A 24,913-nucleotide genomic window follows, 5' to 3' on the forward strand; every position below is an offset into this window, starting at 1 on the left:
CCTGGGCCGTGTGGTTTTCCGAGGCGATCATTTCCAGGCCGCGCTGCTGGCGGGCCAGCTCAGCATCGATCCGCTGCGCCACCTCCGGATCCAGCGAAGCAAGGGACTCGGTCAGTGAATCTACGACAAGTGATTGGGTGTGAAGCAAAGCATTCTCCCTAAATGTACGAATTGCCGACGGTTGATATATCAATGTTTGAACACTAGCGTATGATCTAACTCACAGCGCGTCAACGGGTCGACCAAAATATTTCTCCCCGGCTTCATATCGGGGCAGAATTGAAACGAAGGGAGCATGGGAATGACAAGCACGACCGAACTGATAGCTGGCAGCGAGTCCATGGCGGAACGCTCGTATCGCGTCCTGCGAGACCGGCTGATCATGATGGACATCGGCCCCGGCGATCCAATTAACGAGGCGGCATTGGCAGCGGACCTGGGCATGGGACGCACGCCCATCCGCGAGGCGCTCAAGCGCCTTGAGGTGGACCACCTCGTGGTTTCCTACCCGCGCCGCGGAACCTTCGTCACCAACGTGGACATCACCGAGCTGGCGGCCATCTCGGAGATGCGCATGGTGCTTGAGCCGCTGGCCTCGCGCAAGGCGGCGGAGAACCGCGGAGGCATCCACCGCACCGAGCTGGAACGCACCATGCAGGCCATCTTGTCGCTGGACCCCAAGGGGAACCGCCGCGAACTGATGGAATACGACCTGGAGGTGCACCGCCTGATCTACCGGGCGACGCAGAACCACCACCTGGAGGAAACGCTGGTCCGGCTGGACAATCTGGCCACCCGGATCTGGTGCATGGTGCTGGACCGGCTGCCCGATATCCACGAGCACATTTCAGAGCACGCCACGCTCATCCGGCTCATCCTGGAGGGCGACGACCTGGAGGCTTCGCGCCTGGCCGCCGAGCATGTGGTCAGCTTCGAGCAGACGGTGCGCGCAGTCCTCTAGCGACCGGCTCATGGCCCCGCGGCACCCCTAGGGCCATCCGGCAGGCCAGGTGCACAACCAGGATCCGCCCGTCCTCGCGCGGGTCGCCTCCGATCAGCGCAAAGATCTTGCCCAGGCGCTTGTGCAGCGTCTGGCGTTCCAGGTACAGCTTGGCGGCGGTGGCAGTCGTATTGCATCCGGTGTCCAGCCAGGTCAGCAACGTGGTTACCAGTTGTCGGCTGCGCGGCTGGCCCAGCTCCAGCAGCCCGTTCAGCTGCTCGCGCACATACTCACCCAGTTCCGAGGCGTCGGGGAATTTCACCGCAAGCCGCTCCAGCGCGTAGTCGCCGGCATCGCGCACCCGCCCCTCGGCCGGATTCAACGCGGCAAATGACTCCAGCTGCAGCGCCTCTTCCAGCGAGCGAGCGGCGCGGCCCACGCCGTCCACGACCGGCCCCACGCAGCATTCGACGGAGATCCCGGACAGCGCATTGCGCAGGGTTTCGACCAGCGCCGTCCGGGTGGCGCGCGGCTCGTCGCCGGCCAGGACCTGCAGCGCATAGAGCCGGCTTCCCTCCAGGTAGGTGCGGATTGCCGGCACATGCTGGCGCAGCACGCGCTCCATGCTGGCCCTGATGCGCGACATGTCGTAACTCTGGAACACCATCAGGCATACCGGCATCTCGACATCCAACTGCGCCTGGTGCGCCAATTCCACGACGTAGTTCTCCCCCGCGCCATTCACCACCGCCTGGAGCAGCGAGGTGGTGGCCAGCTGCACCGCGCTGGGGCGGTAATGCTGCGCATAGGCCAGCCCCACGATACTGCCCAGCCGGTCCGCGATCACCTCTAGGCGCTCGCGCGTGAACCCCCCGCCGCTGCGCAGGACCAGCTGCGCGGCCACATCGCTGCCGACGAACAGGTCCGTGGCCACCTCGACGCCCTCGTCCTCGGACGCAGCGGTGCCCGGCATGGCAGATTCCAACATCACCCTGCCGGCCAGGTCGACCAGACTCGCGCGCACCGAAAGCGCGTGAGCGATCATGTCCAGCAGCGGACGCAGGTTGGGTCCGACCGAGGCGATGTGCCGGGCCAGGTACTGCGAGACCTCGTCGGCCTGCTGCAGCGTGACGGCCTGGTCCGAGACGATGCGCCGGTTCACCTTCTCCGCCAGTTCCACAAAGGGCACCGTGGATTGCAATCGGTACAGCGGCAGTGACAGCCGGTCGGCCTCGGCAATGAAATCGGTCGGAATCAGCGTCTCGGGTACCAGCGGTTCCAGCACCAGCGCGGCGACCCCGCGCTCTGCCAGCGACTGCAGGTAGGCGTGCTGCGCCTCGGGCCGCAGCTTGAACACCGCCTCACCGGTGGTCAGTAACATTTCGTTGCCGTGCAGCAGGCTCGCAATTTGCACCACCTCGCTGGGATGCACCCAGCGGACCTGGGATTCCGCGACTTTTGCGGCGCCGGCAAGCAGCTTCGGACGGGCGCTGCGGAATAACGGCTCGTTAATAATTGAGCCCAGTGATACGAGCATGAATACCTCTAAAACTGCAGGTCAGAAACTTGATTCGATGAAGTAGGTGTCATTTTGTCACCTTTTTGATGACAAAATACGACGATATGAGTGTATCGCCGATCACATTCAATCCCTAGGCTTTGTAGCGATCCACTAACCACTAGGTAGCCGCAAACTCGCTGCGGCATGGAATGAGGAGACATGGACGTGCAAAGTCCCAAGGGTTCCGAAGAGGCAACCCATGAAGTTGAGGACATGCTCCAGCCAATTCCCGAATCGGTACGCACCACCAAGCTGTCCGGACAGTTCTGGATCTGGGCCGGCGCCAACGTCGCCCCGATCAACTGGATCCTCGGAGCACTGGGCATCCAATTGGGCCTGGGCTTCGCCGACACCATCACCGTTCTGGTCATCGGCAACGTCATCGGCATGCTCGGCTTCGGCTGCTTCGTCCTGCTCGGACAGAAGACCGGCGCGACCGGCATGCTGCTCGCCCGCGGAGCCTTCGGCCGCCGCGGCGCCTACCTGCCGGCAGCCATCCAGGCGGTCATCGCCATCGGCTGGTCGGCCATCAACACCTGGGTCATCCTCGACCTGGTGCTGGCACTCTTCGGCAAGATCGGATGGGTCGACCCGGAGCAGGAAAACATGCTCATTCGCATCGCCGTTGCTGCGGTCATCATGACCCTGCAGGTCATCATCTGCTACCGCGGCTACCGCGCCATCTCGCGTTTCGAACGCCTGACCATGCCGCCGACCGTGATCGTACTGGTTGCCATGTCGATCATCGCCTGGACGCAGCTGGACATCGACTGGAGCTACGCAGGCCCGGAAGGCGCCGTGCTGACCGGCATGCCGCGCATTGCCGCCATGAGCTCGATCATGACCGCCATCGGCATCGGCTGGGGCATCGGCTGGTTCACCTACGCACCCGACTACTCGCGCTTTGTCTCCAAGAGCATCAAGCCGCACAAGCTGTACATCGTCTCGGTGCTCGGTCAGTTCCTGCCGGTGGTCTGGCTCGGCGTACTGGGTGCCTCGCTGGCAACCAAGCACGGCACCGCCGATCCGGGCGAGCTGGTCGTCGAGAGCTTCGGCGCCCTGTCCATCCCGGTGATCCTGCTGGTCATCCACGGACCGATCGCCACCAATATCATTAACATGTACACCTTCGGCGTGGCGGTCCAGGCCCTGGACATCGAGGTCTCGCGCAAGAAGATCTCCATCCTGGTCGGCGTGCTGGCCATGGGTGCGGTCATCGCCTTCCTCTACGCGCACGACTTCGCCGAACTGCTGCACAACTTCATCGCCTCCATCGCAGCCTGGGTCGCCACCTGGGGCGGCATCATGGCGGTGCACTACTTCATCTTCGAGCGCAAGCACAAGGACTTCTCCTACCTGTTCCTCGATCCGAAGTCCTCGCGCCTGAAATCGGTCAACTGGTCGGCATTCATCGCGTTCGCCGCCGGCATCGTGATGACGTGGATGTGCATGTACGGCTCGGTTCCCGCACTGCAGGGCCCGATCGCCAGCGCCGTGGGAGGCATCGACTTCTCCTGGCTGGGCGGCACGCTGACCAGCGCCGCGGTCTACTTCGCCCTGGGCTACCCACGCTTCCGCGCCCGCATCAACGCCGGGGTCCCGCTGGGGCTGAAGATGGACCTATCCGAGGGTGAATTCCTCAAGGAGTTCGGCAGCGCCGAGGACCTGCGCCTCGAACAGCGTTACGACCTGGGCACCGCCCAGGCCCCGGATGCCGCGGCCCCGCCGGTGAACCGGCCAGAGGCCCCGGGTGCCACGGAGTCCACCAAGGCCACCGTCGACAGTTGAACCCAATCAATAATCCCCATTCCATGGCGCCGACCCCGAGTTCTCGGGATCGGCGCCGTGGCGCACCCACCGAAAAGGACAACCCATGAACCTGACGAGCATCGACCACGAAGGCTACCGCGCGGCGCTGGACGCTGCCCGTGCCGGCGCAGCTGAGGGTGGGGTCCCGATCGGCTCATCGCTCGCCGACTCCCGGGGAGTCATCGCCGCGGGTCACAACCGCCGCGTGCAGCAGGCGGATCCGACCGCGCACGCCGAGATTGACGCGCTGCGTGCCGCCGGGCGTCGCGCGGACTACCGCGACACCACGCTCTACACCACCCTGGCCCCCTGCGACCTGTGCTCCGGGGCCATCGTGCAGTTCAAGATCCCTCGGGTCGTGATCGGAGAGGCCGAGAATTTCCCTGGCGAGCTGGACTGGCTGCGCCAGCGCGGCATCCAGGTGTTGGTCTTGGATGACCCGGAAGCCACGGGGCTGATGGAACGCTTCATCCGCGAGCAGCCGGCGCTCTGGCACGAGGATATCGCCGAGGAGGCTCCAACGCGGGTCGAGCCGCGCAGCTGAGCACCAACCCCTTGACTGTGACTGGTGTCACTGGCAAGATTTTGCACAACCCTGTTGCACTGGACGCAACACAACGCTGCGTCCCCGCGTAAATAGTTCCCGCGGCCTTCGGCCGCCATCACCGAGGAGAGCCCAGTGCCCGCCATTTTCCTTGAAGATCTTGACGCCGAGACCTTCGCCGCCCGAGTCGCCCAAGAGGGCTCGACGGTCATCATTCCCACCGGCGCCACCGAGCAGCATGGCCCGCACATGCCGCTGGGCGTGGATGCCATGCTGTCCCGGGCCATCGCCGGCCAGATCGCAGAAAAGATCGGCGCCCTGGTGGCCCCGGTCTTCTCCTACGGCTACAAGTCCCAGCCGCGCTCCGGCGGCGGCAACCACCGCATCGGAACCACCAGCCTGGGCGCCGCAGCGCTAACCGGAATGGTCGACGACGTGGTCTCCTCCTTCATTGTCCAGGGCTTCACGAACGTCGTGGTGCTCAACGGGCACTTCGAGAACTACCAGTTCATCTACGAGGGACTGGACAACGCCGTGGCCCGCTCGCGGCGCGACGGCTCCGGATCCCGCGCCGTGCTGCTGTCCTACTGGGACTTCGTCAACGAAGACACCTTGCAGAAGGTCTTCCCGGATGGGTTCCTGGGCTGGGACATCGAGCACGGCGGGGTGCTGGAAACCTCGCTAATGCTGCTGCTGCACCCGGAGAAGGTCGACATGTCGCGCGTGGTGGACCACCCGCCGGCCAAGCTGACCCCATACGATATCTTCCCCGAGGACCCGGCACGGACCCCGGCCAGCGGCTGCCTGTCCAGCGCTGTGGGCGCCAGCGCCGAGAAGGGCAGGCTGCTGCTGGACGCGGTCACCACCGCGGTCAGCGAATCGCTGCAGGCCGAGCTGATCCTCGGCTCGCTGCCGGCGGAGGTCAAGTAGCATGTCCCGCAACGACATAGACCAACGCGACAACCGCGAACCCCTCACCACTGCGAAGAATGACCTGCCCCCTCCGGCGGTGGAGGTGCCGCGCTTCATGGGGCGCAACATCCCGCCGCTGGACCGCCTGCTCATCCGCCTAATCCCGCCCACGCTGATCATCGGCGTGCTCGTCTGGGTGCTGCTGCAGCCAGCAGCGGCCGCGGAGACCATCTCGCAGCTGCGCACCTTCGTCACCGGTCGCTTCACCTGGCTGTTCATCCTATATTCGGTGTTCACCGTGGCGGTGTGCATCTGGCTGTCCACCAGCAAGGTCGGCCGCATCCGCCTAGGCGGGCCGAAGGCCAAGCCCGAGCACAGCAAGTTCGCCTGGTACTCGATGCTCTTCGCCTGCGGCCAGGGCATCGGGCTGATTTTCTGGTCAGTCGCCGAGCCGATCATGCTGCGTGACGAGAACCCGGTGATCCCCGCGGCCGATGGGCAGGGCGCGGCCGAGGGAGCCATCGTGTGGACCTATTTCCACTGGGGCCTGACCGCCTGGGCCATGTACTGCGCCGTGGCGGTGTGCCTGGCCTATTCGCACCACAACCTGGGCAAGACGCTGACCTTCCGCGAGGCCACCGTGGACATCCTGCCGCGCTGGTCCCAACGCGGGGCTGGGGTCATCGTCGAACTGCTGGCGATCATCGCCACCGTGCTGGGGCTGGCCACCTCCTTCGGCTTCGCCGCGCTGCAGTTCACCTCCGGGCTGGCCTCCTTCACCGGGCTGTCCTCGACCCCCATGATCTGGCTGATGGTCATCGCGATCTTCGCCGGCATCACCTGCATTTCCGCGATCGTGGGCATCAGCAAGGGCATGGCTCGCATCTCCAGCCTGAACTCGATCCTGAGCATCGTGCTGGTTGCCGGCGTGCTGATCTTCGGCCCCACCCTGTACATCATCTCGATGATCTCGCAGACCTTCGGCAGCTTCATGGCCAACTTCGTGAACATGAGCCTGTGGACCGATGCGGGGATCACCGCGAACCCGCTGGCCAGCTGGCAGGACAGCTGGAACGGCTGGTGGACGGTCTTCATTTGGTGCTGGGTCATCGCCTTCTCCCCCTTCGTGGCCGGGTTCATCGCACGGATTTCGCGCGGGCGCACCATCCGCGAATTCGTGCTCGGCGTGACCGTCATCCCGACCCTGATCGTGATGATCTGGGTTGGAGTGATCGGCGCCAGCGCCATCTACTACGACGACCAGACCAACCGCGCGGTCAGCAACGCTGTCGGCGAGGATACCTCGGCCGGGCTGTTCGCGATGCTGGAGCACCTGCCCTGGGTGGGCACCATCCTCATGGTGGTGGCCACGATCCTGGTGGCGACCTATTACGTCACCTCGCTGGACTCGGGCATCTACGCCCTGAGCGAGTTCGTCTCCGCACCGCACAAGTCCGGCCCGGTGTTCCGCGTCGTGCTGGTGCTGAGCATCGGCACCGTGGCCACCGTGCTGCTGACGCTGGGCGGCACCGCAGTGGTGGATACCGTGCAGACCGGCACCATCATCGGCGCATTCCCGTTCTCCTTCGTGATCATCCTGATGATCATTAACCTGATACGACGCCTGATCAAGCGAGACAAGGCGATCAAGCAACTGGAGAAGGACATCAACAACCCTGACCCGTCGCTGACCTTCGTCCCGGATCCCGATGGGACCCAGGCATTACGCGCCCCGCAGGACCGCGGCTCAATGGAGCAGTAACCGCGCTTCAACGACACCGGGGTCGCCGCCGAAAGGTTGGCGGCCCCGGTGTCGTATTTAATCCCCGCGGATGACGCCGGAGCGGCGTGTGAAGTGCCCGCGAAAATTCTTTTCCTGCAGCCCTTGACAGTGACGTGAACCACAAATAGTCTAAGTGCAACAGCGTTGCAGACAATGCAACTTGGATGTGAATAAGTTGACTGAAAGCGCTGACCACTTTTCTTCTTCAAGCTCTATTTGAGCCCTAGACTCCAGGAGATTTCGACATGACCACTACCGCAAACAACGCAACCAACGTCTCCGAGCTGGAGCGCCTGAAGACCCTGCACAACGGCACCAAGCAGCAGCTGACCTTCTCGGACGCCGAGTTCGAGCGCCGCCTGACCGGCCTGCGCCAGATCATGGCCGCCAAGAACCTGGACGCCGCGATCCTGACCAGCTACCACGGCATCAAGTACTACTCGGACTTCCTCTACACCACCTTCGGCCGCAACTACGCGCTGGTGGTCACCGCGAACAACACCACCACCATCACCGCCAACATCGACGCCGGCATGCCATGGCGCACCAGCTACGGCGACAACATCGTGTACACCGACTGGCGTCGTGACAACTTCTACTTCGGCCTGCAGGAGGCCCTGCGCCGCGATGGCGTCAAGGCCCGCCGCATCGGCGTCGAGGACGACTTCCTGCCGGGCCTGACCCGCGAGAAGATCGCCGCCGCCTTCGACGGCGCCGAGCTGGTCGACGTCTCGCAGGACGCCATGCGCCAGCGCATGATCAAGTCCGCCGAGGAGATCGAGGTCATCAAGCACGGCGCACGCATCGGCGACCTGGGCGGCGAGGCCATCAAGGCAGCGATCCGCGAGGGCATCACCGAGTACGAGGTCGCGCTGATCGGCACCGAGGCCATGGTCCACGAGATCGCCAAGACCTTCCCGCACCGCGAAGTGCGCGACACCTGGGTCTGGTTCCAGTCCGGCATCAACACCGACGGCGCCCACAACTGGGCCACCACCCGCAAGCTGGAGCGCGGCGACATCCTGTCGCTGAACTGCTTCCCGATGACCTCCGGCTACTACACCGCACTGGAGCGCACCCTGTTCCTGGGCGAGCCGGATGCCCGCAGCCTGGAGCTGTGGAACATCAACGTCGAGGTGCACAAGCGCGGCCTGGAGCTGATCAAGCCGGGTGCAGTCTGCAAGGACATCGCCGCAGAACTGAACGAAATCTACATCTCCCACGGCCTGCTGCCCAACCGCACCTTCGGCTACGGCCACTCCTTCGGCGTCCTGTCGCACTACTACGGCCGCGAAGCGGGCCTGGAGCTGCGCGAGGACATCGACACCGTGCTGCAGCCGGGCATGGTCGTCTCGATGGAGCCGATGATCACCGTCGCCGATGGCGAGCCGGGCGCCGGCGGCTACCGCGAGCACGACATCCTGGTGATCAACGAGGACAACACCGTTGAGAACATCACCAAGTTCGGCTTCGGTCCGGAAAACAACATCATCGATGCCTAAGGCCCCGCAGGCCTGAAGCCCCAGTGCCGGGACGCCGTTCAGCGTCCCGGCACTGGGGCGTTAAAAGCCCCCGCAGACCCCCAGGAGTAACCCACCATGTTTGAACGGCGCGATGACTCGGCGTTCGACTACTGCATGCACGAAGGCACGCCCCTACAGGTCAGCCACCACTTCCTCGGCAGCACCGGGCTACCGGTGGCGATCCAGACCTGGAGCATCCCGCCCGGCGGCTTCGAGGGATTCCACCGCCACGAGGGCGAGGAAGCCCTGACCGAGTTCTACCAGGTGCTCAGCGGCACCGCACGCATGCGCATCGGCGAGGACACCCGCATCCTGGGCCCCGGCGACAGCGCACTGGCCCTGCCCGGGGTGGACCACGACCTGGTGAATCCCGGCCCGGAGGAGCTACGCGTCCTGGTGGTCTGGGGGCCGCCGGGAGAACTCGACCTATCGGGCTTCGGCTCCCACCGGGCGGCCCTCGCGGCCCGCAAAACCGCGGAAAAATGACCCCCGGCGCACGCACCGGTCACATTCCACAAAACCCTTGACCGTGAGCCAAATCACCCATAGCTTTAAGCAACGAAGTTGCAATCACTGCAACCAATATTCCTTCGACACCAATGGCGGTGGCACATGACAACCCCCGAGCATTCACCGGCACCCAGCGCGGTGCGCACCTCTTCCGAACCGCAGCAGGCACCGCGCAGCATCGACAGCGCCACCCGGCGCAAGGTCGTGGCCGCCAGCTTCATCGGCAACTTTGTTGAGTGGTTCGACTATGCCGCGTACGGCTACCTGGCGGTGACCATCGCCGCGGTCTTCTTCCCGTCCGAGGACCGCCAGCTGGCGCTGATGATGACCTTTGGCGTGTTCGCCATCTCCTTCCTGGTCCGTCCGCTGGGCGGCTTCATCTGGGGCCACCTGGGCGACAAGATCGGCCGCCGCGAGGCGCTGTCCTGGTCGATCCTGCTGATGACCGGCGCCACCGCCTGCATCGCCCTGCTGCCGGGCTACGCCAGCATTGGCTTCGGCGCCCCGCTGCTGCTGCTGGGCCTGCGCCTGATCCAGGGCTTCTCCGCGGCCGGCGAATACGCCGGCGCCTCCGCGTTCCTGGTCGAATACGCCCCGGCCAATCGCCGCGGGCTGTACGCCGCGGTCGTGCCCGCCAGCACCGCCACAGGCCTGCTGCTCGGTTCGCTGATGGCCGCGGTACTCACCGGCGTGCTGGAGCCGGCGCAGATGGAAAGCTGGGGCTGGCGTATTCCGTTCCTGCTGGCAGCGCCGATGGGCCTGATCGGCCGCTACATCCGCACCAAGCTGGAAGATTCGCCCGCCTTCCTCGAGGCCTCCGAGGAATCCGAGACGCAGGAAGCCTCCCCGGTGCGCGATCTGTTCCGCAACTACTGGCGCCAGCTGTTGCAGGCCGCCGGCGCGGTGCTGCTGAACGCCGTGGGCTTCTACGTGATCCTGTCCTACATGCCGACCTACCTCTCCGAGGAACTCGGCCTGGACGCCACCCGCTCCTACCTGGCCACCACGGTGGCACTGGCCACCTACATCGGCTTCATCTTCCTCACCGGCATGCTGTCGGACCGCTTCGGGCGCAAGCGGGTGCTGATGAGCGCTTCGGTCGTGTTCGTGCTGTTCACCGTGCCGGCCTTCATGCTACTGGACACCGGCAACTTCCTGGTGATCATCCTGGTGCAGGTCCTGCTTGGCGGCATGCTGACCCTGAACGACGGTACGTTGCCCAGTTTCCTTGCCGAAATGTTCCCGACCAAGGTTCGCTACTCGGGCTTCGCGGTCTCGTTCAACCTATCGAATGCGCTGTTCGGCGGCACCGCGCCGTTCGTGGCGACGCTGCTCATCGCTACCTCGGGCAACCTCCTCGCCCCGGGCTGGTACCTGATGGGCGCCGCGGTCATCTCGCTGATCGCTGTGGCCTGCTCGATGGAAACCAGCCGCAAGCCGCTGGCCTAGCAACTGTCCGCCGAGTGCCTAGCGCACCCGGCTAGGATGATTTGTAGTTGAAGACAACCCCTCAGGAGTCCGAATGACCACCATCGAGAACGAAAGCTCCGCCAAGGCGCGCACCGAGAGTGCCGGCGAGGGCCGCGGGGCCTCGGTCATCGTCAACGTGATCGATGTCCTGCGCTGCTTCACCGTGGACCGCTCGCTGCTGGGAGTCACCGAGATCGCCGCCGAGGTGGGCCTGCACAAGTCCAGCGTCTCGCGCATCCTGGCGACCCTCGAGCAGGAGCGCATCGTGGAACGCGACGAGCAGTCGCGCAAGTACAAGCTCGGCCTGGGGCTGATCGCGATCACCGGTCCGCTGCTGGCCAACCTGGACGTGCGCCAGGTCGCCTACCCGCTGCTCAAGGAGCTGCGCGACAGCACCGACGAAAGCGCCGCGCTGACCATCTGGGACGGCGGGGAGTCGGTCACAGTGGAGCAGATCCCCTCCACCCGGCTGGTCAAGCACACCTCGGTCATGGGCAGCCGCTACCGCACCGCGTTGAGTGCCACCGTCCAGGTGTTCCTCTCCGCCCAGCCGCATGAGCTGGTGCGCGGGCTGCTGGACTCCGGGAAGATCGAGCTACCCCAGGTGATGGCACCCGAGGACTACCTGACCCGGCTGGAGGTGGCGCAGCGCCGCGGCTACGCGTTCAACTACGGGGAGACCTCGCGCGACGAGGTGGGCGTGGCAGCCCCGGTCTACGACCACCGCGGCGAGGTGATCGCCAGCGTCATGGTGGCCGCCCCGTACTACCGCATCTCCTCCGAGGACCTGGAGCGCCTGTGCACCGAGGTGGTGCGCACCGCGCGGAGAATCAGCGCACGGCTGGGCTACCAGGACAACTCCTAGTGTTCCGGGCAAGAAGTTCGGCCCCAACCCCGTGACGGGGGTGGGGCCGAAATTCTGGGTTCAGGCGCTGTTCCGGCCGGGACTATCCGGCGCGGTCCACCTTGACCGTCTGGGTGGCGGTCTTCTTGCTTCCCGCCTCATTGACCAGCACGCCCTGGAAACGGTGGTTGCCCTTGGACAGGCCGGGCACCTCCACGAGCGCCTGTTGTACGCCGCCGGTGGCGGCAGTCAGCTCCTGGCGCGCGATGTCCTTGCCGTCCTGCAGGAGGATGAACTCGGTGGCGTTCGCTCCCGAGCGCAACTGCATGCGGATGGCGAAGGTATCGCTGCCCGGCTCGCCCTGGCTGGAGAGCACTGCCTTGCCCGGCTTGGCGGAAGCCTGCCCGGCAGGGGCCAGGGTGAGCGTGGTCTCGGCCAGCCGCACCTGAGTGGCAGCCTGCTTCAACCCGTTGGCACCTCCCAGCGGCACGGTCTGCGCTGCGAGCACGCCGGCCTCCAGGTCCGCGGCGCCCAGCTGGCGGGTGAGGGTGCCGGTGGCGCTGGCCCCGGCGGCCAGGTCACCGAGCTCCAGGCCGTTGCCGGCCACGCCGGTCAGCCGGACGTTGCCGGTATTGGTGGCGGTGACCTCGTAGCTGACGGTGTCGCCCTGGGAGGCGTAGCCGTCCCCGTCCAGGTCGTGGAAGACCGGCTCCGCGGACCGCGCATCCAGTGCCGGACGGCGGGTGAGCAGGTCGACCTCGCCGCCGTTGACCTGGTAGTCATTGACCACGGCGCGGTAGTCGCTGAGCTTTCCTGCGGTCCAGGTGCTCAGCGGGGCGAAGAAGCCGTCGGCCAGCTCCTGGGCGGTGACGGTGTGCCGTGGGGTGGTGCAGCGGTAGGAGGCCCCGGCGGCCAGGTTGGAGTAGCGGCAGTTGCCTGCATCGCTCGGCTCACCGACCGGGCGCGCGGCGAAGGGCGCGAAGTTGCCTTCGGTAGGGACCACCCACTGGTTGATATTGCCGGTGTTCTTCACCGAGAAGGTGTAGGGAAGCTTCTCCCCGGCCGTGTACGGGTTGGTGCCCAGGTCGCGGCCCGTGTCGGCGCGTTCGCCCTCGACGCTCAGGCCGGTGACTTCCTTGCCGGCGATGGACGCATCGATGAGCGACTGCGACATGGTGCCGTCCGCGGCGGTGAATTCGAGCTGGATACGGTGCTTGCCATTGGCCAGCGCCGACACTGCCACCGGGAGGGTGAGCGTGCGCTGCCCGCCGGCGGGCACGCTGTCCACGCGCAACGGCTCGGAGCTGATGGGCTGGCCCGCGGCAACCTGCAGCGTGCCCTCGATCGCGTGCTCCTCCTGGTTGCTGATGGTGACTTCCAGCTGGCTGTTGGCGCCTGCCTGGGCATTCAGTTGCGGGGCGCTCAGCGGTGCGCAGACGTAGTTGAGCCATTCCTCGTCGAAAGCGGCGAACTGCATCGAGTCCGTGTAATTGCCCTCGTAGAAGACACCGAAGCGCCCGTGATCCAGCGCGGTGGCCACCGAGTAGGCGGAGAAGCCGCGGCGGATGGTGCGCAGTCCCGGCCAGGTCTTGCCGTCGTCGCAGGACACCCGGGCCGACACGTTTTCGCGTCCGGTCTGCGAGTTGGCGCCGGTGTACAGCAGTTTCCTGGCGTCGTCGCTGCCGGCCTGCGCCTGGGGGAACATCTGGGTCAGATGCGCGTTGTTGGTCGGGTCCGGCAGCTGGCGGTCTTGGTTCACGGCGGAGTAGCTATGGCCGCCGTCCTCGGAGATGGCGACCTTGCGGAAGCCGCCGCCGGCCGAATCCCGCGAGTTGAGCATGATCCTGCCGTCGGAAAGCTCGACCACTTTGTTTTCGTCCATGGAGGTTCCGGTGAACTCGCCGCGCCGCCAGGTGGCCCCGTGGTCGTCCGAGTACACGGAGTACGCCTGGTAGGTTCGCGAGCCGTTGGCCTGCACCACGTCGCCGGCGTACTGCTGGATCAGCCGGCCCTTGTAGTCTCCGCGGGCGACCTGGATGCCGGCGCCCGAGGTGGCGAAGGTGCTGCGCACCGCACCGGGAACTGGCCCGTCCCCGGGCTTGACCACTTCGGTGATCAACCGCGGCGCGCTCCAGGTCTCGCCGCCATCCGAGGATTCGACCACAGCGGCACTGATCACCTGCCGGTTGCTGTCGTCATGGCCCCAGGTGCTGCCATGGAAGCCCTGGTCCTTGGAATAGACGAAGAAGTTGAAGACCTTTCCGGATTCCTTGTCGAAAATGTAACTCGGATCAGAGTAGCCGTACTTGCCTTCGGCGGCGCTGCCGGGGAAGCCGGCGGCCACGGTGGTCATCGGACCCCAGGTCTTGCCGTTGTCGACGCTGCGGCGCTGGACGATGGAGTTCGGGTTCGGCGCATCGGCCGCACTGCCCGGTCGCGCGTCCCAGGAGGCCAGCACGACGCCGTCGCCCAGATGGACCAGGGCGGGGATGCGGTAGAAGAAGTTCGCGTCGGTGCGGTCCTGCGCGAGGTTCTGTTCCTCGAACTGGCCAGGGGCCGCGGCCGGGTTGGCTTCGCTGAGCGAGCCGGAGGCCTGGGCCGGGGCGGCGAGCGACAGCGGCACCAGCAGGGATGCTGCCACCGACAGGGCAAGGGATCGTCGGCGGGTACGGGTCGAAGGCTGCGACATGGGGGCATGTTCCTCTCATTGGGGGTGCACTGCGATGCCATCCCTCGTCGGAGATCAGACGTAGGATGTCACCCCAGCCTAGGTGTTCCGCGTCACCTTGAGAAGCCTTTTAATCTTAAATCATGAATATTTCATAACCAGTCATCGCATTATTCGCTTAAAAAGAGAAAACACCCCCGCGGGCGGAGCTGTGCGGGGCTCCACCCGCTGGGATGGGGGTCAGGGTGCGCTGCGCGCAATCCTAGCCGCCTCTTAGTGCGTCCCCGAACCAGGAGGTGATGGTCGCCGGGTGGGTGATGGCGGTGCCCACGACCACCGCGAAGGCGCCGGCGTCCACGGCCGCGCGGGCCTGGGTGGGGGTGTGGATACGTCCCTCGGCCACCAGCGGGCGGTCCAGACCGGCACCGGCGATCTGGGAGATCAGCTCCAGGTCCGGGCCCTCGGTCTTCGCGCGTTCGCCGGTGTAGCCGGCCAGCGTGGTGCCGATCAGGTCGGCTCCGGCCTCGGCCGCGGCCAGCGCGTCGCCCAGCGAACCGCAGTCCGCCATGACCAGCGCGCCGCTGTTTTGATGCACGGCGCGGATGGTCTGTTCCAGGGTCTTGCCATCGGGGCGTTCGCGGCGGGTGCCGTCCAGCGCCACGATGTGCGCCCCGGCCTGCGCCACTGCCAGCGCATGGTGCACGGTGGGCGTGATGAACACGCCCTCGTGCCCGTCCTTGAACAGGCCGATGACCGGAACGTCCACCGCGGAACGGGTGAACTGGATGTCCGCGAGCCCCTGCACGCGCACCGCGGCCGCGCCGCCGATGACCGCCGAGGCGGCTACCTGCGCCATGGTCTGCGGCAGCCGCATGGGTTCGCCGGGGTAGGCCTGTGCGGAAACGATGAGTTTGCCCCGCAGGCTTTCAAGTTGGGCTGGGGTCAGCAGCATCAGGGAGTTGTCCTTTCGGGGGTCCAGAACAGGCTCGCGGCGCCATAGAAGGCAGCGGTGGTGCCCAGCTGCGCGGGCACCAGCTGCGTGCCCTGCAGCGAGTCGATCGCGGAGACGGCGTAGCCTTCGCGCAGCCACTGCCACCAGGCGGGTCCGGCATGGGCCATGCCGCCGGAGATGATGACCAGCTCGGGGTCCAGGATGTTCGCCAGCGATCCGGCGGCCATGCCCGCGGCCAGGGCTCCGGTGCGCAGCGCCGTCACTGCAAGTTCGTCGCCGGACTCGGCCAGCTGGGCCACCGCGCGGGTGTCTGCTGCGTCCGGGTTTCCGCCCAGCCGCAGGTAGTGGCGGTGGATTGCAGGCCCGGCGGCGATGGCCTCCAGGTGCCCGGTGCGCCCGCAGGAGCACGGGATCCCGGCGGCCAGCGGGGAGTCGATGTGGCCCATGTGCCCAGCCACGCGGTGGGCGCCGGAGTGTGCCTGCCCGTCGATGAGGTGGGATCCGCCGATGCCGGTGCCCACGGCCAGCAGCAGCACCTCGCGGGCGCCGCGGCCCGCGCCGAACCGGGCTTCGCCCAGCCCGTGCGCATGCACGTCGTTCACCGCGCGGGTTTCAAGGCCCGTGCGCTCGCGCATCTGCCCTGCCAGGTCGGTGCCCTCCCAGCCGGAAATTGTGTCGGTGGCCGAGAGCACGCGGGCGGTGGCCGGGTCGATGACCCCGGCCGCGCCCAGGCCCAGGCCGTCGATGCCGCACCGGGCCCGGGATCGCAGGTCGGCGACCAGTTTGGCCATGGCGTCGAGCACCGCGTCGGCGCCGGCGGTGGCCGGGGTGGGAAGTTCGCCCGTGGCCAGGATGCCGGCTTGGGGGTCCATGACGGCGCCGGCGATCTTGGTGCCGCCCAGGTCCAGGGCGATCACCGCACCGGCGCCGCGGGGGTTGTGCTGCATGCCGGGCGGACCTACTTGGCGCCCAGCAAGCCGGTCTCGGCCAGGATCTCGCGGATGGCGGCGGCCTCGGAGTCGTTCAGGTCGGCCATCGGCGCGCTCATGGTGTTGCCGGCGATGATGCCCATTTCCACCAGGGCGGTCTTGAAGGCGCCCAGGCCTGCGGCGCCGCCGGAAACGCGGGAGGAATCCGGAGTGTAGACGATGTCAAAGACGCGGGCCAGGCGGTCCTGCTCCTTGGCCGCCTGCGCCCAGTCGCCGGCCACGGCGGCGTCGAACAGACGGCGGTAGCCGGCCGGATCAACGTTGCCCAGGCCCGGGACCACACCGTGCGCGCCGCCGAGCAGCGCGCCGTCCACGACGACCTCGTGGCCGGTGAAGACGGAGAAGCCCTCGATGTGGCTGGTGGCCAGCAGCAGCTGGCGGAAGGAGACGTCATCGCCCGAGGAATCCTTGACGCCGGCAATGACCCCGTCCTTGGCCAAACGGATCGCCACGTCCAGCGGCAGCTTCACGTGGGTGCGCACCGGCACGTCGTAGGCGAAGATGTCGGTGTCCAGGGCGGCGTGGATGATGCGGAAGTGCGCCTCGATCTCCGCGGCGTTGGACAGCGCGTAGTACGGGGTGGTGACCACCAGCGCCTGGGCGCCGAGCTCGATCATGCGGCGGCCCTCCTCGATGACGCGCTGCGTGGTCTGCTCGTTGGCGCCGACGATCAGCGGCACGCGGCCGTTGTTGGCCTCGGCGATGGTGGAGAGCGCCAGCTCCCGTTCGGCGTTGGTCATGTAGGGGACCTCGCCGGAGGAGCCGAGCACGAACAGGCCGGTCACTCCCCCGGTAACCAGGTGCTCCACGACCGAGCGCAGGCCCGGCACGTCGATGGCGCCCTCGGCGGTGCGCGGGGTGACTACCGGCGGGATGACGCCGGTGTACTTGGGGTTGTTCGCAAATGCCACGAAACTTGTTCTTTCTACTGATGATCCGGCGGACGCCGGGTCGAATTCTTCTGTGCCCGCAAGGATGCCGGCGGCTAGTGCTCCAGCAGCGCGGGGGCGGCGCCGAGCAGGGTGCGGGTGTAGTCGTTGGACGGGGTGTCGAAGACCTGCGCCGCGTCGCCCTCTTCCACGATCTGCCCGGCGTTCATCACGCAGATGCGGTCCGAAACGTAGCGCACGGTCTGGATGTCGTGGGAGATGAACACCATGCCCAGGTTCAGCTGCGCCTTCAGGTCGGTAAGCAGATTCAGCACCTGTGCGCGCACTGAGACGTCCAGCGCGCTGGTCGGCTCGTCCGCGACGATGACTTCGGGCTCAAGGGCCAGCGAGCGGGCGATGGCCACACGCTGGCGCTGGCCGCCGGAGACCTGGCTGGGCAGCGCGGAGGCGGCCGAGGGCGGCAGGCCCACCACGGAGAGCAGCTCCAGAGCCTTGACCCGGCGGCTGGCCGCGGTGCCGATGCCGTGCACGCGCAGCGGATCGGTGAGCGTGTCCATGATGCTCATGCGCGGGTTCAGCGCGGTGGACGGGTCCTGGAAGACCACGCCGACCGAGCGTCCGAAGCTCTTGCGCGCGGCGGCGTTGCGCCGGCCCACCGGCTCGCCCTGGAACAGGACGGTGCCGCTGGTTGGCTCCTGCAGGCCGACCAGCACGGAGGCCAGGGTGGACTTGCCGCAGCCGGACTCGCCCACGATGCCCACGGTCTCGCCGCGGCTAACCGTGAAGTCCACGCCGTTCACTGCCTTGACCAGCCGCGGCGAGAAGAGCTTGCCGCCGCGGATCTTGTGGTGCACGTGGATGTCCTTGAGTTCGATGACCGGACTCTGCACGGTGTTACTCATCGCGCTGCTCCTGACTGTTCTGCAACCGGGGTGTCGCCCGCGCCGCGGTGGCTTGCCCAGCGGTGCTCGCTGCCGGCGGACACCGGCACGAAGGCCAGGTGCGCATCCGGGTCGGCATCCGGGCGCTGGGAGCGCTCGGCGAAGCGGTCGCCGTCGGCGAAGTCGTACGGGCTGGGGACCGTGCCGGGGATCTGGTGCAGGCGGTCGGCCTGCGACTCGATGGAGAGCACCGCGCCAAGCAGGCCGCGGGTGTATTCGTGGTGCGGGGCGATCAGCACGTCGCTGATCGGCCCGGATTCGACCACCTGTCCGGCGTACATCACGGTGACACGGTGCGCCAGCGAGGCCACCAAGGCCAGGTCGTGGGAGACGAAGACCATCGCGAAGCCTAGCTGCTCGCGCAGCTCGTTGAGCAGGTCCACGACCTGCTTCTGCACGGTGACGTCCAGCGCGGTGGTCGGCTCGTCGCAGACCACCAGCTTGGGGCTGCGCGAGAGGGCCATGGCGATCAGCACACGCTGGCGCTGTCCGCCGGAGAGCTCGTGCGGGTAGGACTTCATGGTCCGCGCCGCATCCAGCTTCACCAGGGTCAGCAGCTCCTCGGGGCTCTTGCGCCCGCCGCGGCGGGTCAGCTGGCGCAGCTGGTCGCCCACGAGCATCGAGGGGTTCAGGCTAGACAGCGCATCCTGGTAGACCATGGCGATCTGCTCGCCGCGCAGGCCCTTGTAGACCTTGTCGTCCCCGGCCAGGGTTCCGCCGTCGGCGGTGGCCGGCAGCAGCTCGCGGCCCTCGAAGGTGATGGAGCCCGACAACTTGGCGCTGGGGCCCAGCAGGCCCATGATGGCCAGCGAGGTGATGGACTTGCCGCAGCCGGATTCCCCGACCAGCGCCATGGTCTCGCCCTCGCGCACCGAGAATGACACGTTCTGCACGATCGGGGTGTCCTCGTAGCGTTCCGGGAAGCGGATGGACAGGTTCTTGACCTCGAGGATGGTGCGCGGGGTCCCGGAGGACGCGTCGAGCACCAGGCGGTCGGTGCGCGCGGCCTCGGCGGCCGCCAGCGCGGCGAGTTCGGCTTCCAGGCGTTCGGCTTCGGCGGTGTCAGCTGCCTGCTTGGCGACCTGCGCCTTTTCCTCGCCGGCGGCCTTCTTCTTGGCCGAGCCCTTGACGTTGACCAGCGCGTCGGTCATGCCTTCGGCCAGGATGTTCAACGCCAGCACGGTCAGCAGGATGGTCAAACCGGCGAAGGTGGTGGCCCACCAGGCGCCGTTGAGCACCAGGGTGCGGCCGTAGGAGATCACGTTGCCCCAGCTCGGAGCCGGGTCCTGGATGCCCGCTCCGAGGAAGGAGAGCGAGGCTTCGAGGATGATCGCGTCGGCGACCATCACGGTGGCGAACACCAGCACCGGGGCGGCGCAGTTGCGCACCACGTGGGTGATGAGGATGAAGAAGCGTCCGGCGCCGATCACGCGTTCGGCGCGCACGTAGTCCTCGCCCCACTGGGCCAGCACGTTGGCGCGCACCACGCGGGCGATCTGCGGGGTGTAGATCACGGCGATGGAGATGATGATGACCGGCAGAGTGTTGCCCAGCGAAGCCAGCAGCGCGGCGGCCAGGGCGATGCCCGGGAACGCCATGAGCATGTCCATGATGCGCATGATGGTCTCGTTGGCCCACTTGGAGCCGGTGGCCGCCAGCGAGCCGAGCAGGCCGCCGGCCAGCAGGGCCAGCGCTACCGAGCCGAGGCCCACGAGCAGTGAGGACTGGGCGCCGTAGAGCAGGCGCGAGAAGATGTCGCGGCCCAGGCGGTCGGTGCCGAAGGGGTTCTCGGCGCTGGGCGGCTGGGCGGGGATTCCGGTGGCCAGCGGGTCGTGCGGGGCGATCAGCGGCGCGATGACCGCGATGATGCCGATGACCAGCAGGAAGGCCAGGGCGATTTTCGAACCCAGCGTCAGTGACTTGAAGCGGGCGCCCGAGTCGCTCAGGCGCGCCACGAGCTTGTTGCGCGGTGCCATGATGGTCATTTGCTACACCGTCCTAATACGCGGGTTGATCAGCAGGTAGAGCAGGTCGACGACGATGTTCACCAGCACGAAGGTGATCGCGATGGCCAGCACCACGCCCTGGACCAGGTTGGTGTCCTGGTTGGTGATGCCGTTCATGATCAGCTGGCCCATGCCGGGCAGCGAGAAGATCATTTCGATGACCACCGCGCCGCCGAGCAGGTAGCCGATGCGCAGGCCCAGCACGGTCACCGGGGTGACCAGCGCATTGCGCAGCACGTTGCGGCTGATGACCTCGTTGCGCGGCACTCCGTTGCCGATGGCGGTGCGGACATAGTCGCGGTCCAGCTCCTCCACCATCGAGGTGCGCACCACGCGGATCAGCGAGGCGGAGACCGGGATGGCCAGCGCGAGGGCAGGCAGCGCCATGTGCTGCAGCCAGGTTCCCGCACCGGATCCGGCCGGGGCCGCGCCGCCGGAGGGGAACAGCGGGTTCTCACCCAGGGCCAGCCACTGGATCAGCAGGATGCCAAGCCAGAAGGACGGGGTGGCAATGGCCGCGATGGAGAAGATGCGCACCAGCTGGTCCGGCCACTTGTCGCGGTACAGCGCGCCGATGACGCCGAAGATGAGGGAGATGACCACGGCGATGATGACGCCCAGGAAGGTCAGCTGCAGGGTCAGCGGGAACGCCTTGGCGATCATCTCGGAGACCGGCTGGGCCGGCGGAGTGGTCACGCCGAAGTCCAAGCGGATCAGGCGGCCCAGGAAGGAGAAGTACTGGATGAATAGCGGGTCGTTCAGGCCGCGCTCCTCGCGGTAGGCCTCTTTGGCCTCGGCGCTGGCGCCTTCGCCCAGCGCGCTGGTCGCCTCATCGCCGGGGGCGAGTTTGAGGATGATGAACACCAGCAGCGAGATGCCCAAGATCATCACCGGCAGCGCCGCCAGGCGGCGCAGCAGCAAGTTCAGGAAATTTCCCACGCAATGACTCCGTTGGGTTTTGGGGAAGAATATTTCGGCGGGTGTGCAGGGCGCCGCACCCGGGTGCGGCCGGACGCGGCGCCCTGCACGAGGCCTTCATCGAAGCAGGAAGGCGCTAGCCCTTCGGTGCAACTCCGACGAAGGAGATTCCGGTGGTCGGCAGCGGCTGGAAGGCATCGAGCTTGGCCGAGTCCCAGGCCGTTGGCAGCTGGCGGTGCAGGATCGGGTACAGCGGCACCTGCGCGGCGACCAGGTTGATGGCCTTGGCCCAGGCGGCCTTGGCGCCGGCCTCGTCCTTGGCCTTCACCGCGGCATCAAGGTTCTTCTGCAGTTCCTTGTACTCGGCGGTGCCGGTCCAGCGGAAGCGGTTCTTCGGCCAGACGTCGCCGCGGTAGAACCAGGACAGCAACAGGTCCAGGTCGTTGCCGAAGACCGACGGGTCGCCCGGGGCGGCCACCACGGTGAACTTGCCGGCGTCCACGTTATCCGCGTACAGCGCGCCGGACTGCAGGTTCTGCATGGTCACGGTGACGCCTGGCAGCTTGTTCCAGGATTCGAGCATCAGCGGGGCGATGTCCCTGACCCAGGAGGTGTCGGTGGTCAGCAGCTCGAAGTTCAGCGAGGTGACGCCGGCTTCCTTGAGCAGCGACTCGGCCTTGGCCTGGTCGTAGGTGTAGACGGTGTCGGCTTTCACGTACTGCGGATGGGTGTCCTGCACGTAGGAGGTCGCGGCTTTGGCGTTGCCCAGCAGCGCGGTCTTGATGATCGATTCGGTGTCCAGCGCGTAGTGCAGGGCCTGGCGGACGCGGACGTCGGTGAACGGCTTCTGCTCGCAGTTGAACATCAGGAACAGCAGCCCGAAGGACTGCACGGACTCGACGTTGACCTTGGACTTCAGGCGGTCTACGTCCAGGTACGGCACGTCCTCGATGGCTGCGACGCGGCCGGACTCCATGGCGGTCACGCGGGCCGCGGCGTCCGAGAGCAGGAACCAGGTCATGGTGTCGGCCTTGGCGGCGTACTTGCCGTTGTAGTCAGCGAACTTGGCGAACTCGATCTTGTCGTCCTTGGTCGCCGAGACGAACTTGTACGGGCCGGAGCCGATCGGCTTGGCGTCGAAGCCTGCCTGATCTTTGGAGGCGACGGCCTTCGGGACGACCTTGACCACGGAGATGCGGGTCGGGAACAGCGGGAAGGCGTAGTTCAGCGTGAAGGTCACGGCGGAATCGCCCTTGGCCTTGACCGACTTGATGAACGGGATGAACTGGGCGAACAGCGAAGCGTTCTTCTCATCCAGCACGCGCTCGAAGGAGTAGACCACGTCGTCCACGGTCACCGGCTCGCCGTTGTGGAACTTCGCGTCCTTGCGCAGTTCGACTTCCCAGGTGGTGTCGTTGACCTGCTTCGGATCGGCCGCGGCGAGGGCCAGGTACGGCTCGCGGGTTGCCGGGTGGAGGTCGACCAGGCCTTCGAAGATGTGCATATTGGCGGCGAACGGGGTCGCGCCCGACGAGGTCATCGGGTCGAAGCCGGTCGACAGCGCGTAGGAGATGCCGGCGGTGAGCGCCAGAGACCCTGCCGCGCCGCCGGCATCAGCGCCGGTGCTGGTGCCGGTGTCGCCTGAGGAGCAGGCGGCGAGGGTCGACGAGAAGACCGCCGCGGCACCGATCATGCCGCTGATCTTGAGAAAATTTCGACGTTCCATGGATTTGTTTGCCACGTCCTTGATCGGCATTGTTTTCCACCTCCGAGAGAAAAATGTCTGTTCGTCGGACGTGGGATGTCCGATCTATGGATTAGACTGTAATAGGAATCACGCAATTTCGTCAACAGCGTCACATTCCGCACCGAAGCCCCCAGAAAGGAAACCCGAAATATGAGTACAGCCACTCGGCGATCCGACGCCAGATCTCGCCTTCGCGCTCTGACGAACGACATCACGGGGATCATTCTGGATCGCAACCTTGCTCCGGGCGATCCCATGCCCACCGAGCAGGAACTCATGGCCGAGCTGGGCGTCGGACGCAACTCCCTGCGCGAGGCGATCAAGGTACTCCAGGCCCAGGGCATCATCGACACCCGCCACGGCTTCGGCATGTTCGTCGCCGAGGAAAATCTCAGCGCCCTCTACGACACGCTGTCCTTCCGCGGCCAGATGTCGCTGCGCCAGAACGGCCAGAGCGCCAGCGAACTGGTTGACGTGCGCCAAGCCCTGGAAACCGGACTGATCGGCATCGCCATCGCCTCCGCCACCGAAAGCCACCTGCAGCGCTTGGGCGACTGCGTGCAGCAGATGGAGCAGCACGCCGCCGCCGGCGAGGGATTCACTGAAGCGGACCGCCAGTTCCACCAGATCCTCTTCGAACCGCTGGACAACCGGCTGCTCTCCAACCTGATGGGCGTCTTCTGGGACGCCTACCACTCGATCCACGATTCAATCAGCAACTTCCCGCACGACCAGGAAATACTGGTCGAGACTGCCCGCGGCCACCGGCGCATCCTGGATGCGGTCATCGCTAAGGACGTCCAGACCGCCCAAGCGCTGATGGCACACCACTTCGACGGCATCCGCACCCTGCTGGAACAGCGTTCCGCGGCGACCTGAAGAAGCTAGCGGCTCCGAGCCCCGCGCGCCCCTCCTCCCCCTGCCGGCGATTCGCGCTTCACCTCGCCTTTTCCATGACATGACGGTGAACCACGACCCGCAATCCGACACCAGGCGGCATTAATCAGTATTGTGTTTTACAACACATGCTTCATTTGGCGGTCGGCATCCTCGACCGCCCGACAGCGGCCCGACAACCACCGGGCTGCGTGCAGCGCGTGGCGATTAGCTGAGGAGAGATTGATGAAGATCGCTGTTCTGATCAAGGAAGTCCCCGACACGGGGGCGGACCGGCTGCTGAATCTGGAAACCGGTTTGGCGGACAGAGCGGCATCCGAGGCAGTCCTCGATGAAATCGGCGAGCGCACCCTGGAAGTCGCGCTCAAGTACGCCGACGGCACCCCGGGAACGGAGATCACCGTGCTGACCATGGGCCCGGATTCCGCCCAGGCAACCCTGCGCAAGGCCCTGGCCATGGGGGCCGCGTCCGCAGTGCACATCAGTGACGAGCAGCTGCTCGGCGCCGACCTCCTGCTCACCGCAGACACCTTGGCCGCCGCGCTGCGCCGCGGGAACTACGATCTGGTCCTGACCGGCAACATGTCCACCGACGGCGCCGCCGGGGTGCTTCCCGCCATGCTGGCCGAGCTGCTGGACCTGCCGGCCGCCACGGGACTCTCCGAAGTCCGGATCAGCCCGGAGGCTGTGGAAGGATCCCGCGAATTCGACGGTGTCCGCGCCCAGATCAAGGTGTCCCTGCCGGCCATCGCCTCCATCACCGAGTCCCTGCCCGATGCGCGGTTCCCGAACTTCAAGGGCATCATGGCCGCCAAGAAGAAGCCGATCGAGGCCCTCGGCCTGGCGGACCTGGGCATCGACCCGCTGCCGGCGGACACAGCGAGGACCATCATGCTCTCGGTGGCCAAGAAGCCGCCACGCGAGGCCGGCACCGTCATCACCGATGACGGCGAGGCGGGCAACGCCCTGGCCGATTTCCTGGTCAAGAACAACCTGGCGTGAACGGATG

20 protein-coding genes and 1 pseudogene are annotated in these 24,913 nt (G+C 66.4%); 11 read left to right on the forward strand and 10 right to left on the reverse strand.

The window, feature by feature from the left end:
• Positions 1 to 148, reverse strand: a pseudogene (locus DFO58_RS16970) (serine hydroxymethyltransferase); the annotation flags it as partial.
• A gap of 153 nt (positions 149 to 301) precedes the next feature.
• On the opposite strand from DFO58_RS16970, the gene DFO58_RS16975 reads away from it, so the two are divergent.
• Positions 302 to 961 carry a GntR family transcriptional regulator gene (locus DFO58_RS16975; protein ID WP_120991801.1) on the forward strand — a complete coding sequence of 220 codons (660 nt, stop codon included), beginning with the start codon at positions 302 to 304 and terminating at the stop codon, positions 959 to 961.
• Here the strand turns inward: DFO58_RS16975 and DFO58_RS16980 are convergent.
• Positions 927 to 2,477 (reverse strand): PucR family transcriptional regulator, encoded by a 1,551-nt coding sequence (locus tag DFO58_RS16980; RefSeq protein ID WP_120991802.1) that lies wholly within the window; start codon positions 2,475 to 2,477, stop codon positions 927 to 929. The genes DFO58_RS16975 and DFO58_RS16980 overlap by 35 nt on opposite strands.
• A 237-nt stretch (positions 2,478 to 2,714) precedes the next feature.
• Here DFO58_RS16980 and DFO58_RS16985 point away from each other — a divergent pair, with 237 nt between their 5' ends.
• From DFO58_RS16985 to DFO58_RS17020, 8 genes are all read left to right on the forward strand, one after another.
• Positions 2,715 to 4,289 carry a cytosine permease gene (locus tag DFO58_RS16985; RefSeq protein ID WP_286163659.1) on the forward strand — a complete coding sequence of 525 codons (1,575 nt, stop codon included), beginning with the start codon at positions 2,715 to 2,717 and terminating at the stop codon, positions 4,287 to 4,289.
• Positions 4,290 to 4,374: 85 nt separating this feature from the next.
• Positions 4,375 to 4,854 (forward strand): nucleoside deaminase, encoded by a 480-nt coding sequence (locus DFO58_RS16990; protein ID WP_120991803.1) that lies wholly within the window; start codon positions 4,375 to 4,377, stop codon positions 4,852 to 4,854.
• Between the two features lie 135 nt (positions 4,855 to 4,989).
• The gene (locus tag DFO58_RS16995) at positions 4,990 to 5,784 is read left to right on the forward strand and encodes a creatininase (RefSeq protein ID WP_120991804.1); all 795 of its coding nucleotides are present in this window, start codon (positions 4,990 to 4,992) and stop codon (positions 5,782 to 5,784) included.
• Position 5,785: 1 nt separating this feature from the next.
• Entirely contained in the window at positions 5,786 to 7,528 is a 1,743-nt protein-coding gene (locus DFO58_RS17000) for a BCCT family transporter (protein ID WP_220668570.1), read from the forward strand.
• A gap of 266 nt (positions 7,529 to 7,794) precedes the next feature.
• Positions 7,795 to 9,051, forward strand: coding sequence for an aminopeptidase P family protein (locus tag DFO58_RS17005; RefSeq protein WP_120991805.1), 1,257 nt, complete (start codon positions 7,795 to 7,797; stop codon positions 9,049 to 9,051).
• A 96-nt stretch (positions 9,052 to 9,147) separates the two neighbouring features.
• Positions 9,148 to 9,558 carry a cupin domain-containing protein gene (locus tag DFO58_RS17010; RefSeq protein ID WP_120991806.1) on the forward strand — a complete coding sequence of 137 codons (411 nt, stop codon included), beginning with the start codon at positions 9,148 to 9,150 and terminating at the stop codon, positions 9,556 to 9,558.
• A gap of 126 nt (positions 9,559 to 9,684) precedes the next feature.
• A complete protein-coding gene (locus DFO58_RS17015) occupies positions 9,685 to 11,031 on the forward strand; it encodes an MFS transporter (RefSeq protein WP_120991807.1) in 1,347 nt (448 codons plus the stop codon).
• Positions 11,032 to 11,104: 73 nt separating this feature from the next.
• Positions 11,105 to 11,917, forward strand: coding sequence for an IclR family transcriptional regulator (locus tag DFO58_RS17020; protein ID WP_120991808.1), 813 nt, complete (start codon positions 11,105 to 11,107; stop codon positions 11,915 to 11,917).
• An 82-nt stretch (positions 11,918 to 11,999) separates the two neighbouring features.
• Here the strand turns inward: DFO58_RS17020 and DFO58_RS17025 are convergent, their stop codons facing one another.
• The 8 genes from DFO58_RS17025 to DFO58_RS17060 all read right to left on the reverse strand — a co-directional run bounded on the left by DFO58_RS17025 (position 12,000) and on the right by DFO58_RS17060 (position 23,016).
• Positions 12,000 to 14,585 (reverse strand): sialidase family protein, encoded by a 2,586-nt coding sequence (locus DFO58_RS17025; RefSeq protein ID WP_120991809.1) that lies wholly within the window; start codon positions 14,583 to 14,585, stop codon positions 12,000 to 12,002.
• Positions 14,586 to 14,826: 241 nt separating this feature from the next.
• Positions 14,827 to 15,516 (reverse strand): N-acetylmannosamine-6-phosphate 2-epimerase, encoded by a 690-nt coding sequence (locus DFO58_RS17030; RefSeq protein WP_120991810.1) that lies wholly within the window; start codon positions 15,514 to 15,516, stop codon positions 14,827 to 14,829.
• A complete protein-coding gene (locus DFO58_RS17035; RefSeq protein ID WP_120991811.1) occupies positions 15,516 to 16,463 on the reverse strand; it encodes an ROK family protein in 948 nt (315 codons plus the stop codon). Before DFO58_RS17035 ends, DFO58_RS17030 begins: the two co-directional genes overlap by 1 nt.
• An 11-nt stretch (positions 16,464 to 16,474) precedes the next feature.
• Positions 16,475 to 17,416, reverse strand: coding sequence for a dihydrodipicolinate synthase family protein (locus DFO58_RS17040; protein ID WP_120991812.1), 942 nt, complete (start codon positions 17,414 to 17,416; stop codon positions 16,475 to 16,477).
• Positions 17,417 to 17,490: 74 nt separating this feature from the next.
• The gene (locus tag DFO58_RS17045) at positions 17,491 to 18,297 is read right to left on the reverse strand and encodes an ABC transporter ATP-binding protein (protein ID WP_120991813.1); all 807 of its coding nucleotides are present in this window, start codon (positions 18,295 to 18,297) and stop codon (positions 17,491 to 17,493) included.
• On the reverse strand, positions 18,294 to 20,312 hold the full coding sequence (locus DFO58_RS17050; RefSeq protein WP_120991849.1) for a dipeptide/oligopeptide/nickel ABC transporter permease/ATP-binding protein: 2,019 nt from the start codon (positions 20,310 to 20,312) through the stop codon (positions 18,294 to 18,296). The genes DFO58_RS17045 and DFO58_RS17050 overlap by 4 nt, the downstream gene beginning before the upstream one ends.
• A 12-nt stretch (positions 20,313 to 20,324) precedes the next feature.
• Positions 20,325 to 21,281 carry an ABC transporter permease gene (locus DFO58_RS17055; RefSeq protein WP_183043247.1) on the reverse strand — a complete coding sequence of 319 codons (957 nt, stop codon included), beginning with the start codon at positions 21,279 to 21,281 and terminating at the stop codon, positions 20,325 to 20,327.
• A 115-nt stretch (positions 21,282 to 21,396) separates the two neighbouring features.
• Positions 21,397 to 23,016 carry an ABC transporter substrate-binding protein gene (locus DFO58_RS17060; protein ID WP_220668571.1) on the reverse strand — a complete coding sequence of 540 codons (1,620 nt, stop codon included), beginning with the start codon at positions 23,014 to 23,016 and terminating at the stop codon, positions 21,397 to 21,399.
• 141 nt (positions 23,017 to 23,157) lie between these two features.
• On the opposite strand from DFO58_RS17060, the gene DFO58_RS17065 reads away from it, so the two are divergent.
• Positions 23,158 to 23,886 (forward strand): FadR/GntR family transcriptional regulator, encoded by a 729-nt coding sequence (locus DFO58_RS17065; protein ID WP_120991814.1) that lies wholly within the window; start codon positions 23,158 to 23,160, stop codon positions 23,884 to 23,886.
• A 243-nt stretch (positions 23,887 to 24,129) separates the two neighbouring features.
• Positions 24,130 to 24,906 (forward strand): electron transfer flavoprotein subunit beta/FixA family protein, encoded by a 777-nt coding sequence (locus DFO58_RS17070; RefSeq protein ID WP_053799065.1) that lies wholly within the window; start codon positions 24,130 to 24,132, stop codon positions 24,904 to 24,906.
• Positions 24,907 to 24,913: the final 7 nt, after the last annotated feature.

The organism is Arthrobacter sp. AG1021, assembly GCF_003633665.1.
In the GTDB taxonomy this organism is placed as follows: Bacteria; Actinomycetota; Actinomycetes; order Actinomycetales; family Micrococcaceae; genus Glutamicibacter; species Glutamicibacter soli.

What these genes read in the sequence shown, in the direction of transcription:
- DFO58_RS16975 (WP_120991801.1), top strand. Translation starts at nt 302, where the DNA reads ATGACAAGCACGACCGAACTGATAGCTGGCAGCGAGTCCATGGCGGAA.
- DFO58_RS16980 (WP_120991802.1), bottom strand. Translation starts at nt 2,477, where the DNA reads ATGCTCGTATCACTGGGCTCAATTATTAACGAGCCGTTATTCCGCAGC.
- DFO58_RS16985 (WP_286163659.1), top strand. Translation starts at nt 2,715, where the DNA reads ATGCTCCAGCCAATTCCCGAATCGGTACGCACCACCAAGCTGTCCGGA.
- DFO58_RS16990 (WP_120991803.1), top strand. Translation starts at nt 4,375, where the DNA reads ATGAACCTGACGAGCATCGACCACGAAGGCTACCGCGCGGCGCTGGAC.
- DFO58_RS17000 (WP_220668570.1), top strand. Translation starts at nt 5,786, where the DNA reads ATGTCCCGCAACGACATAGACCAACGCGACAACCGCGAACCCCTCACC.
- DFO58_RS17005 (WP_120991805.1), top strand. Translation starts at nt 7,795, where the DNA reads ATGACCACTACCGCAAACAACGCAACCAACGTCTCCGAGCTGGAGCGC.
- DFO58_RS17010 (WP_120991806.1), top strand. Translation starts at nt 9,148, where the DNA reads ATGTTTGAACGGCGCGATGACTCGGCGTTCGACTACTGCATGCACGAA.
- DFO58_RS17015 (WP_120991807.1), top strand. Translation starts at nt 9,685, where the DNA reads ATGACAACCCCCGAGCATTCACCGGCACCCAGCGCGGTGCGCACCTCT.
- DFO58_RS17020 (WP_120991808.1), top strand. Translation starts at nt 11,105, where the DNA reads ATGACCACCATCGAGAACGAAAGCTCCGCCAAGGCGCGCACCGAGAGT.
- DFO58_RS17025 (WP_120991809.1), bottom strand. Translation starts at nt 14,585, where the DNA reads ATGTCGCAGCCTTCGACCCGTACCCGCCGACGATCCCTTGCCCTGTCG.
- DFO58_RS17030 (WP_120991810.1), bottom strand. Translation starts at nt 15,516, where the DNA reads ATGCTGCTGACCCCAGCCCAACTTGAAAGCCTGCGGGGCAAACTCATC.
- DFO58_RS17035 (WP_120991811.1), bottom strand. Translation starts at nt 16,463, where the DNA reads ATGCAGCACAACCCCCGCGGCGCCGGTGCGGTGATCGCCCTGGACCTG.
- DFO58_RS17045 (WP_120991813.1), bottom strand. Translation starts at nt 18,297, where the DNA reads ATGAGTAACACCGTGCAGAGTCCGGTCATCGAACTCAAGGACATCCAC.
- DFO58_RS17050 (WP_120991849.1), bottom strand. Translation starts at nt 20,312, where the DNA reads ATGGCACCGCGCAACAAGCTCGTGGCGCGCCTGAGCGACTCGGGCGCC.
- DFO58_RS17060 (WP_220668571.1), bottom strand. Translation starts at nt 23,016, where the DNA reads ATGCCGATCAAGGACGTGGCAAACAAATCCATGGAACGTCGAAATTTT.
- DFO58_RS17065 (WP_120991814.1), top strand. Translation starts at nt 23,158, where the DNA reads ATGAGTACAGCCACTCGGCGATCCGACGCCAGATCTCGCCTTCGCGCT.
- DFO58_RS17070 (WP_053799065.1), top strand. Translation starts at nt 24,130, where the DNA reads ATGAAGATCGCTGTTCTGATCAAGGAAGTCCCCGACACGGGGGCGGAC.